The following is an 8,766-nucleotide window of genomic DNA, read 5'->3' as shown; positions in this document are numbered from 1 at the left end:
TGCGAGATGCACCATTCGATGAACCCGCCCCACATCGCCCGGTAGACCTCCTCCGAGGAGGTCTGACGCAACCGGCCGATGTCGCGTGCTCGCGCGAGCCAAGCCTCGAACCAGTTCTGCAGCTCGGCCAGCGCCGACTCGTCCAAGGGCGCGCTGAACAAGTCTGAAGTGGTGGACGTACGAGTTTGAGGTGCCATTAAAAAGGACTAACGCCAAACGGCTTATCTTACTCCACGTTCGCCACTCCCTTCAATCACCGAACCGCACAAATACAAGACTGCGTAGAAAGAATGCGGTCGCAAGGCTTTGGCGTTAGTGCTTTTCTTTCGCTCCCCTCCCCCCTGCCCTTCGAATCCTTGAGCCGCGCAGACCGCTCAGATTCGCGGAATCCTGGTTGCAGGCCATGCGTTCATCGGTGACGCGAGAGAACAAATAACGGCTCGCCTTCTTTGCGCTCCGGTGCCCACGGGTAGTCGACCGGGGCCGGGGCAGGGCGGGGGGCCACCACCTGGAGGCCTTCTTCGCTCCTCAAGCCGCACAGCTGTGGCCGCCCGTCGCCGACTGGCCTCGAGCGCGCGTGCTCTCTGGTCATCAGCATGCTCTTGGTCGTCGGCATAGGCGAAGCGCTCCAGGCGTGCTTGGTGGCGGCGACGAATGGCGCAATCGTGTTTTGCTGCAGCGTACCGGCTGTGCTGGCCCTTCGAACTCGGGCCGACATCGATCAGCACTTTCGAAAGTCCGGGGTATTCGCGACGTCATCAACGTGATCTCTCGGCATCGATTCGGCCTGGGTCTTCTACCCGTTGGCCAGTGGCGGCCACGCGGTAGCGCCCTGCCCGACCGCAGAGGATGGGTGCGGCAAGGCGCTACCGCCTACCGTTGGACCAGCAGCCACTCCCTGGGTCGGCGAATCTACGTCGCCCCAAGCATGGCGAGGGCGTTGCAGTTCCTCGGAAATTACTGCGGCCCCATGCGGATCACGACGAATTCATCGGACTTTGAATTGCTGTAAGTACTCGCGGCCCTTTGACGTCGCGCGGCATGGGCAGCCATCAAGACTCAGAGCGCCTGGTTGAAGGTTTCGGCAATCACCGCAACCGGTAACCCAGCACAGCGTAGTCGTGCCCTTGGCGAAGATCCGCTGCCGCCACGATGTTTGCATTTTCCCGAGGGTGGCAGCTCGCGTTTCAAAGCTGCTCCTCGACGAGTGGGAGCTTATCCCAGTGCTTGCCGAGCAACTCTTCGCAAAGATGAACTTTGAAGAGGGGGCCGACGATTCGTCCCGCCTGCCCTTGTTCTCGCCAGTTCTTTCGAAAGACATCCGATTTGTTGAAGAGTATGTGCGCTTCGAAATTGTTGCGGTGCATTTGTTGCGCCTCTGCGTCCAAGGAGAGGAACAACTCCCACACCTTTTGCAGGTTCGCTTCACGATGCTGTTGACTCACCAACCTGCTCCTCTCGCCTTCGTCGCGGTCAGCATCTTTTTCTCTACTGCTTCTTGCAGCAATCTCATTGCTCACGGTTCTGGCAACGACTTCTCCGAGCCAACGCGCACGGCTATTCACTTGCGGCAACGATTGGTTCTCCACTCGCTTCGCCAGCAGTTCAAGCGCCTCAAACACTGCTTTCTCGCCGTAGGCGTCGCTCAACTTTTCAACGTCCTTCAGTGACACACTTAGTTGGCCTGCAAGCTCGGCTAAACGGAGGTCCACGGGTTCAAGAAGCCGCTTGTTGTCGACCTTAGCACTGCCCTCCTTCACCTCGACCTTGAATTGCAAGTCGGCAACACTGCGGCCAGCACGAAACTCGACGAGTGTGATATCGAGTTCGGTAAGTGCCGAAATTTCAGCGACAGCCGGGGTCAAAACGTCCCGTTTGAAGAACTTGTATTCAGGGTCGGCCTTCGCCCTCTTTCCCGGTTCGACGCGAAGGATCTCGAACCACCATCGCCACGGATGCTTGGCCGTGACCTTCGAAGGATTGTCGCGATAGCGGGCACAAATCTCGTACAGCGCCAACGCAGCGACAGTTCTGAGTTTGGCCAGGCTCAGCAATGAGAGCTTCGCAAAACGTGCAGGGTCCAAAATTTCGCGTCGGATGTTGTGGCCGTAGCTCCAGACAATCGTCATCGTGCCGTTGATCGGCACCAGGTCGACGCCGGCCAGGAGCGGAGCCATCGACCACTTGGTGCTCTCCCCCGCGGCCGGAGATTCCCACTCCACCAACGTCGACCCCATGCCTCGCAACGCATCCTTCAGCGCTACGTAGTTTCGGGAGCTGTAGTCGATGAGGCGCACAACATCCTTGAGCAGGGCTGAATACTCATATGTATCCGCCGGCTGCTCCTGCGCCAGGAAGAGTAAGACATTGTAGATCTTGCGTGCCGTCAGCGAGTAAGACTGCGACGCTTGCGTGATGGCCAGAGTGGATACTGACTTCCGCAAGGGCCGTGACGGAATGGTGTCAATCACCCCGTCATCATCAGGTGAGTTCATGGGTCGGTATTTTCACCTCAAGCCGCCCTGAAGGCAACAGATCCCGTGTTCGGCGATTTCAACGCGGAAACGCGATATCTCACGGGATCCGGGGCGCTCGAAAGTGCGTGTCATGCACAAATCGGCTCACCTTAGCGGTCCACCAACCTTACTCCAGCCAGCGGCGGTCAGTGGCGCATGACAACTCAACGACATATGCATCACTTCGGTGCGAATTTCGTCTGCATCTCAATGCCCCTTTGTAAGGTGTTCTTTGGGTGAAGCACTCGGAGCCGGTCGAGGGCTGTTTATCGACCCTACTGGATCACAAATCAGCTCACCCATGGAGGGCGACAGCTGTGAGACATCGGAGCAGGACAAGATTGCGCGCCGCACAAATTCACCTACCTACCTGCACAAATCGGCTCACCGCCATGCACAAATCGGCTCACCTTCAGCACAAATCGGCTCACCCAAATCACAAATTAGCTCACCCAAATTGCTCTAAGTTGTTGATATTAAAGGAGAATTTCAGCATAAACCGTATTAAAGCTGTATTGAACTTATTGAACTTCTTCAAACAAAAGCTCCGCTGGAGTTTGCTCTTTCAGTGAATTAAGATCGAAGCCGCGAAAAAACACTGACTCCACAAGGGACCACGTCAATGCCACTAGCCAACAAAGCGCCAGGCCGTATTCCGATGAGCCGTCTGATGGAATTGGCTGCGACTTCCGGGAAGAACCTGGAAGCGCTCCGGAAGACGCTGCTGCAACCGAGCCGATCAAAAAAGCCTCCGACGTTGTCCACGGGTCGCCTCGCCACCCTCTGCGGCATCAGCAATGATCAGGTGTTATACCGTGTGTCGCGCGGGGATCTGCCGAATGGGACAGTTGCGTCGAACAATCGACGCAATTGGAATGTTGCACAGGCCGGTGAATGGGCGCGAGCGTATCGGGCCGAGCGCTTGCGCCCGAGCGGTGCCAGAGCCGTCACGATATCGATCGGCAATTTCAAAGGCGGGGTCACAAAGACTACAACGTGTATGACCCTTGCCCAGGGGCTGGCGTTACGTGGGCACCGTGTCCTCGCGATTGACCTGGACCCCCAGGGCTCGCTCACCAACCTATTTGGCCTGCTCCCAGACGGAGATGTCGACGCAAACGAGACCTTGTTGCCCCTCTTCGCTGGCCAGGAGGAAGGCGTTGGCTATGCCATCCGCCCATCGTATTGGCCGGGCATTGACCTTATACCTGCCATGCCGGGCCTTTACAACGCCGAGTTCTACTTGCCAACGAGGCAGATCGAGGAGCGGGAGTCCGGGCTACGGTTCTATGACATCCTCAATGCAGGCCTCGAGTCGGTGCGCGACCGCTATGACGTCATCATCATCGACACGGCACCCTCGCTCAGCTACACCGTGATGAATGCCTACATGGCGTCGGATGGAATGATCGTGCCGATGCCGCCCAATGCGCTGGACTTCGCATCGTCTGCCCAGTTCTGGAGTCTGTTCACGGACCTTGTTCACGGCATGAGGGATCATGGTGCGGAACGCGAGTTTGACTTTATGCATGTCCTGCTGGCAAAGGTTGATGCAATGGACGACAACGCCCCTGTGGTCGCCAGCTGGATCGCCAAGACCTACAACGAGTTTGTACTTCCAGTCGAAATTCCCAAGACGAACGTCGCAAGCAAGTCAAGTATCGAATTCGGGACCGTGTTCGACGTGACGCGATACGAGGGTGGATCCCAGACTTTCAAGAAGGCGGCGGACGCTTACAACAGGGTCGTGGACATCGTAGAGCAGTCCATCGGAAAGGCGTGGCTGAATCAACTTGCTGATCAATCGCCCACGGTTGGCAACAAGAGCGAGGTGGTAGCGTGAGCAAGTTAAAGGATCGTTTGAAACTTGCGGATGAGGCGCTTTCAAGTGCGTCGGAGCAAACCGAAAGCGCAGTGTTGCCCGGGGCAACACCCACCGCCACGGACCCGGAGATTGCACCTTCTTCCAGACCGGGAGCTCGAACGGCGCCTGGCGGAATGTTGGCAGCCATGGGGGTCATGCGGGACAAAGACGACCAAGTCGCAAAGCTTCGCGAGCAACTCGATCGTTGGATTGGCGCGCAGCCGCAGCGCCGTGTGGATCCCGCTTTGATCGACGAAAGTCGTTTTGCCAACCGAGACCACTCGCACTATCACGGCGAGGCTTGGGAAGCCTTCAAACTCGAACTTGCATCAAGCGGCGGAAACATCCAGGCAGTCCTCCTTCGCGCAAAGACCGGGGGACGATTTGAGATTGTGTTTGGACATAGGAGGACGCGTGCTTGTGCCGAGCTCGGAATTCCCGTGCTTGCTGCGATCTCGGACGACGTCGACGATCTACAGTTGTTTGGACTGATGGAGCGCGAGAACAGGGCACGGGAAGATCTCAGTCCCTATGAGCAAGGGATGAGCTACCTTCGTGCTCTTGATCAAAAGCTCTTCTCGTCGATGCGGCAGTTGGCAAATGCCATCGACAAGGATGTTGGCCTCGTGAGTCGGTATCTGGCCATTGCGCAACTGCCAACGCCGATCTTGGATGCCTTCCCAGCTCGCACGCAGGTTCAAAAGCGCTGGGGTGAAGTCATTTCCGCGGCCCTTCAACGGGATCCGGACGGCGTCATTGAGCGTGCGAAGCTTCTTGCCAAACTTGATGTGAAGCTCCAGGCCGCCCAAGTGTTCAAGCAACTTTGCGCAGTCTCTCCTGGAGAATCGGCACAGAACTCGTTCACCGTTTCCGACGCGTCGGGCAGTCCAAAGGCCGTGGTGACGCGGAAAGGCAAATCTACTTTGGACATCAAACTTGTCCAGGGCTCTCTTAGCGACGACCTCATAAAGAAGGTTGTGAGTGTGCTTGAGCGAGCCCTTAAAACTTGAGGACGGTGCTGGGTGTTGCCCCGGGCAACACCCAGCCCAATGTCCCGGCCGACCAGCTGTCTAGTACGTCCGAATTTCAACTGTCACCTGGCAGCTGAGGGCCACCGTGAACGTGAGAAGCCGCCCGACTGTCGAAGCCAAGGAACGGGCCGCCGAAAGCCCTTGAGGGGGTGTTGCCCAGGGCAACACCATGGGCTGTCTGGCGCTTGCCACGACGGATACACTTCCACAGATGAGTGAGTCCAGCAATCCACCACGCAACGAACCATCCTCCCGTGCTACTGCGGGCTGTGCGCAACTTAGGCGTTCGCTCTTGGCGGTCGAGGCGGCGGGGCTGCTGGCGACTTTGGCCACTCCGCGCCTCCTCCTAAGTCTGCGTTCATCGTGCCGCTGACGCCAACCGCCTTCTACGCAGACCATCTCGCCCAACTGCACCGACTGCTCCTCGAGCATCGCATCGCGAAGGCGCATCTCAGCGGCACAGGCATCCGCCTCGATGGCAATGACCTGGGCTTGGACGATCGTTTCGACCTGCCGTTCGGGGAATTGTCGACGCTGGAGTTCGCGCATCTTTTCTGTGTCTTCGACGGTAGCCGCGTGCACCAGCAGGCAGAGAAGTTCCCCAGTCGTGACGATGCGCCACCGGGGCTGTACTTTACGGTGATCAACTCAAAGATCATCCGCAACCAGCACAAGAACAGGACCGGCCTCATTTCGGAGGCGGTCGGCGAGACTGATCTGTTCATCGAAGCCCTACATGTCGACCATTTTTTCCTGAACGAGCAGAACACGCCTCGCAGCTTGGGGACCATCGCATTCACGTTGTGCTCTATCACCGCGCATCTGGCGGGCCTCGCGCACATCTCGCTGGTGGCCGCCGGTGGCGTCGGTTTCAACCCGCGGCACGTGGGCTACAAAGTCTGGCCCAGGCTCGGGTTTGACGCTGCACTGCTGCCCGGCGAGACGCATGGCGTCCTCCATTTGGAGGCCTGTCAAACGGTGCAGGACGTGATTGCCATCGACGGCGCATGGTGGGATGCGCACGGATCGCAGCGCCTGATGGCGTTCGATCTGGCGGTGGCCAGCAGGTCTTGGCAAAAGCTGATACCCTATGTGCGTGAAAAGGTCTTAGCCGAAAGCACTCTATGACGAAGCAGGCGACGGCGTTGAATAAGCGCGAGCAAGCATTCAAGTCGTCGACGAAGGCGAGGACAGCGCGTGTGTTTTCGATATCGCTGAAGGGCATTCCGCAATTGGATACATCGGCTAAGGCTCGGCTGGAAGCCGCCGCCAGAGACCCCGCCGGCAAGCGCCGCGACTATCCGCAGTTGACGATCGAGTGATCGTCGCTTAGGCGCTCGCGCCCTCCTGCGACCCCCCCACCCCTAACGCCGACGGGCTTTTTGTTGCCGACCGGCTTTGCCGGTCACAGCAGCAGGGCGCACCATTATTCGCAACGCCCGCACCGGGTCTGGCCCTGCACTCAGGTCAAGGTCGTAACGTGGATCATTCCTTCGGTCAACGCGGATTTCCCGCGCTGACGTTCTAGGGAGCAAATCATGGGGAATCATCGGGTCACCGAGCTGCTGGTCCGGACAAGAAGTCGGTCGTCTTCGTCAACAAGATGAAGGCCTTCAAGAACGTGGAGGGCCGTCGAGCGGCTCGAGGAGCTGCTGACGCTCATGTCCGATCACGCCAAGCAAATGGCCGCGAAGGATCGGGACCTTTCGAGCGCATCGAAGCCATCAAGGCCGAGCGGGAGGGGGCCGGGCAAGATTTTCGTGTCGGGTCTTCGGGGTGGACTCGGCGATCCCCTCCAGCCACCGGCTCATGACGACGGGCGCAAGGCTGCGATTCCCAGCTTCACGCGGGCCGAGCACGCCCAAAAGCAGAGGCCCCATCGGGGACTCCCGGTCACAATCAACATGCCCTGCCAAACTTGGGTTAAGCGGCATTAAATTGAGGGTGAAATTTACCGCCATTCCGGGGACTCATCGATCGATAGGCCGCGACGAGGCGCATTCCGGGGGGCAAGGGGGCGCAACCAGGTGGGCGGCCCGCTGCCCGTGCGGTCCAAAAGGGGGGGGGGGCTTCAGGGCGGATCGTCCGCGCCGCCCTGGCCACCGTGGGGGACGGACGGCACCGCCGCCGTTGACCCTCGACGAGATTCCCCCTGCGGAATGACCTACCAGGCGGAGGACCTCGAGAGCCTGGTTGATGAGGTCAGCCATCGAGTCGTTCTCTGCAAGGCGATGCCGAAAAACGGCTCCTGCATGAGACCCGCGTGACTCGGCTGATCATCGTGCAGGCCGCCCGCAGCGGCCCCCCCTTGGGGCCCCGGAAGTCCACAATCAACACCCATGCCGAGCCAACCTCGGTCGGGGACACAGGTGCGCTCGAGATGCCCGGCCGCGTGCGCCATTGCCACCAGGGTATGCGACAGGCACTCGTCGATCAACCGCTTGAAACTCATCGACGAGCGGGGAGGGCAACGCGTTGGCTGCTCACCAGCCGACGCTTCGCCGGCAGTCCGGTCTCTTTCCTGGGGCGGCCAATCTTGGGGGTGGATCTGAAGGTAAGTCTCCGCGTCGAGTACCAACGCTGGCATCAGGAATGGATAGGCCTCGCGCAGCTGGTCCATGTTGAACCCGGCGCGCCACGAAGCCGCCACCGTCGCCGCGGGGACACGTGTCCCCTTGAAGACCGGCGTGCCGCCACATGACGTCAGGGTCCTCGACGATGGATTCTTCCGCTCGCCGGACCAGGCGCACCCCGGTCCGAGGCGTCCGTGACGAAGCTGCCGAGCCACGGCCGGCAGGTCAACCGTCCACTCGACGTCGTGGAGCGCGCCCTGGAGGGAGAACAGCGCCTCGGCGTCCTGGCGTCTCGAGACCCGGGGCGTAGGTGGGGAGGGCGGGGGGCGTCGGCCAGGTCAGCAACGTGCCAAGTCCAGTCCATCGACCCTGTCATGGACGAGAAGGCCCCCCCGGGACGACGAGGGGGGCGCAGTGGTCAACGTGACCGTTCGGGACGGTGGCCAGTGTTGCTTGGGGGGCGGCAGCCCCAATCGCACCATCAGGCGTACCGAAGTTGATGGCGGGGCCCATCAAAGCGGGACCCCGGTCCCCGGGGCCCTGACGGAAACCACCCCCGAAAAAGCCTGAAAAGCGTTGGATGGGCGCCCGCAGGCCAACCCGCTAGCTACATGATTAGTATCCTAATCATGTATCAACAAAACAGCGCGAAACTTCATGCGAGAATCGAAACGTGCCACGCTAAGCCCTTGCCGCCCTTGAAAAAACCCACCTCCGACCCGTCCGCGCCCAAGTTCGCGCTGCCCGAGCTCGTGCGCCCGCCCACCCAGGCCAGCGCCGGG

6 protein-coding genes are annotated in these 8,766 nt (G+C 59.8%); 4 read left to right on the top strand and 2 right to left on the bottom strand.

Annotated features, from left to right (window positions below):
• Nucleotides 1-1,187: 1,187 nt before the first annotated feature.
• Nucleotides 1,188-2,495, bottom strand: a complete 1,308-nt coding sequence (locus AC30NL_RS13685) for a replication initiation protein (protein WP_489464552.1) — start codon at nucleotides 2,493-2,495, stop codon at nucleotides 1,188-1,190.
• 643 nt (nucleotides 2,496-3,138) lie between these two features.
• Here AC30NL_RS13685 and AC30NL_RS13680 point away from each other — a divergent pair.
• The 4 genes from AC30NL_RS13680 to AC30NL_RS13665 all read left to right on the top strand — a co-directional run bounded on the left by AC30NL_RS13680 (nucleotide 3,139) and on the right by AC30NL_RS13665 (nucleotide 6,733).
• Nucleotides 3,139-4,359 (top strand): AAA family ATPase, encoded by a 1,221-nt coding sequence (locus AC30NL_RS13680; RefSeq protein WP_489464551.1) that lies wholly within the window; start codon nucleotides 3,139-3,141, stop codon nucleotides 4,357-4,359.
• A complete protein-coding gene (locus AC30NL_RS13675; RefSeq protein ID WP_489464550.1) occupies nucleotides 4,356-5,390 on the top strand; it encodes a ParB/RepB/Spo0J family partition protein in 1,035 nt (344 codons plus the stop codon). Before AC30NL_RS13680 ends, AC30NL_RS13675 begins: the two co-directional genes overlap by 4 nt.
• 384 nt (nucleotides 5,391-5,774) lie before the next feature.
• Nucleotides 5,775-6,539, top strand: coding sequence for a hypothetical protein (locus AC30NL_RS13670; RefSeq protein ID WP_489464549.1), 765 nt, complete (start codon nucleotides 5,775-5,777; stop codon nucleotides 6,537-6,539).
• Nucleotides 6,536-6,733, top strand: coding sequence for a hypothetical protein (locus AC30NL_RS13665; protein WP_489464548.1), 198 nt, complete (start codon nucleotides 6,536-6,538; stop codon nucleotides 6,731-6,733). The genes AC30NL_RS13670 and AC30NL_RS13665 overlap by 4 nt, the downstream gene beginning before the upstream one ends.
• Nucleotides 6,734-7,575: 842 nt before the next feature.
• On the opposite strand, the gene AC30NL_RS13660 is transcribed toward AC30NL_RS13665, so the two are convergent.
• Nucleotides 7,576-8,199 (bottom strand): DUF433 domain-containing protein, encoded by a 624-nt coding sequence (locus tag AC30NL_RS13660; RefSeq protein WP_489464547.1) that lies wholly within the window; start codon nucleotides 8,197-8,199, stop codon nucleotides 7,576-7,578.
• Between the last annotated feature and the right edge of the window lie 567 nt (nucleotides 8,200-8,766).

It is taken from the genome of Rhizobacter sp. (assembly GCA_021153565.1).
GTDB lineage: Bacteria > Pseudomonadota > Gammaproteobacteria > Burkholderiales > Burkholderiaceae_C > Albitalea.
This window is presented reverse-complemented; position numbering and strand designations above follow the sequence as displayed.